2 protein-coding genes are annotated in these 2,251 nt (G+C 68.2%); both read right to left on the bottom strand.

The features are described 5' to 3' along the window. Positions 1 to 1,146: M4 family metallopeptidase (locus ACFWBT_RS42700; RefSeq protein ID WP_385710154.1), on the bottom strand; the 1,146-nt coding region annotated here is incomplete at its 3' end. 309 nt (positions 1,147 to 1,455) lie between these two features. Further along, a partial coding sequence (locus tag ACFWBT_RS42695) for a M4 family metallopeptidase (protein ID WP_385710151.1) occupies positions 1,456 to 2,251 on the bottom strand: 796 nt, incomplete at its 5' end.

The following is a 2,251-nucleotide window of genomic DNA, read 5'->3' as shown; positions in this document are numbered from 1 at the left end:
GTTCAGGCCCGCGGTGTTGGAGGTGACGCCGTGGCTCATCTCGTGGCCGGCCACGTCCAGCGCGGTCAGCGGGTCGGCGTTCCCGGACCCGTCGCCGTACGTCATGCAGAAGCAGCTGTCGTCCCAGAACGCGTTGACGTACGCGTTGCCGTAGTGGACGCGGGAGTAGGCCGCGACACCGTTGTTCTTGATGCCGCTGCGGCCGAAGGTGTTCTTGTAGAAGTCCCAGGTCGCCTGCGCGCCGTAGGCGGCGTCGGCGGCCGCGGTCTGGTCGGTGGTCGAGCTGGAGGCCGCGCCGGTGCCCCAGGTGTCGTCCGCGTCGGTGAACAGCGTGCCCGCGGAGGAGCTGGTGGTGTGCGACTTGTTGTACGTCTTGTGGCCGCCGCGGGTGCCGTCGGTCAGCTGGTACGTCGAGCCCGACAGGGTCGTGTTGAGGGTGACCGTGCCCGAGTAGAGGCTCTTGCCGGTGCCGGTCTCGATGCCCTGGTACTCGTAGAGCTTCTTGCCGGTGGCGGCGTCGGTGATGACGTGCAGCTCGTTGGGGGTGCCGTCGTCCTGGAGGCCGCCGACGACGGTCTCGTAGGCGAGGGTCGGCTTGCCGGTGGCGGCCCAGATCACCTTGCGGGGTGCCTTGTCGGCGGTGGTCTTCTCCGAGCCGGCGGTCTTGGCCGCGGTGAGCGCCTGCTTCTCGGCCTTCGCGGTCGTGACCAGCGGCTTGAGCGAGGCGACCTTGATGGCCGTCTTGGTCGCCTTGGTCACGCCCTCGGTCCGGCCGGCCTTGGTCTCGTGGACGACGAGGTCGCCGCCGAGGACCGGAAGTCCGTTGTAGGTGCGCTCGTAGCGGGTGTGGACGGTGCCGTCGGCGTCCTTGACGACGTCTCTGACGACCAGCTTCTCCTTGGCACCGAGGCCTATCTGCTGGGCCGTCTCCGCCGTGGCGGCGTCGGCCTTCTGGATGAGCGCGGTGCGCGCGGAGTTGGAGAGCAGGACGGACGAACCGGCGAGGGGGGTGGTCTTGCCGGACGAGAGCGCCGCGGTCTGGGCGGCGGCACCGGTGGTCAGACCGGTGGTGAGCAGGGCTCCGGCCGCGACTGCGGTGGCGATGGCCAGAGTGGTGCGCTTGTGACGCGCGTAGAGGGGAGTCACGCAAGCTCCTTCTTGTGGGGGCGTCCGTACGGCGTGGGGTGGCCGGAGGGACGATGGTGAAGTTGCGGTGCGGGTGAGCCGTGCGGTGGAAGCGTGCCATCCCGGACGCGTACATGTCAGGAGCCCATAAAGACCTTGGCTGAAAATCGTCGATCAGGTGAACAGTCGGGTGGCCGGGCGCCTCGTCGGCCGCCGTCAAGGGAGGGTCAAAGCAAACCTCCTTGAGGGCAAAAGAGGGCGCCGCCCCGGAGAGTCGGATCTCCGGGACGGCGCCTGGCGCACTGCCTTCGCGCAGGCTTCCGCCGCGGTCTACGGGAAGGTCAGCTTCCAGCTGTTGATGTAGCCGGTGTCCTGGGCCGCCTGGTCCTGGACCTTCAGTTTCCAGGTGCCGTTGGCCACTTCGGAGGACGCGTTGACCGTGTAGGTCGCGTTCACGTTGTCCGCCGAGTCGGACGAACTGAAGTTCTTCAGGCGGTACGTCGAGCCGTCGGGGGCCACCAGATCGATCACCAGGTCACCGCGCCAGGTGTGCACGATGTCCACGGCGACCGCGAGGTTCGACGGGGCGTTGCCGGTACGGCCGCTGACCGTGACCGACGAGGTGACCGCCGCGCCGTTGTCCGGAATCGATACGTCGGCCGTGTTCTCGAACGACGTACCGCCACCGCCGCCACCGCCGGGACGTGAACCGACGTTCACGGCCGCCCAGGCGTTCTGCACCGCCGTGTACTCGGCGCTCGTGGTGCCGTACAGCTCACCCGCCGCCGCGAGCGTGCCGGTGCGGGCCGCCGCGTAGTTGGTGGTCGAGACGAACTTGGTGGTGAGCGCGCGGTACCAGATCTGCAGGGCCTTGTCGCGGCCGATGCCGGTGACCGGAAGCCCGTCGGAGGTGGGCGAGTTGTAGCTGACGCCGTTGATGACCTTGGCGCCGCTGCCCTCGCTCAGCAGATAGAAGAAGTGGTTCGCGACGCCGGACGAGTAGTGCACGTCGACGTTGCCGACACCGGAGTACCAGGAGTCCTTGGAGCCGCCGTCCTTGCTCGGCTTGTCCATGTAGCGCAGCGGGGTGCCGTCGCCGTTGATGTCGATCTTCTCGCCGATGAGG

Source organism: Streptomyces sp. NPDC060027 (assembly GCF_042737005.1).
Taxonomy (GTDB): domain Bacteria; phylum Actinomycetota; class Actinomycetes; order Streptomycetales; family Streptomycetaceae; genus Streptomyces.
Note: the sequence above shows the minus strand (reverse complement) of the source record. Positions and strands in the feature narration are given on the sequence as shown.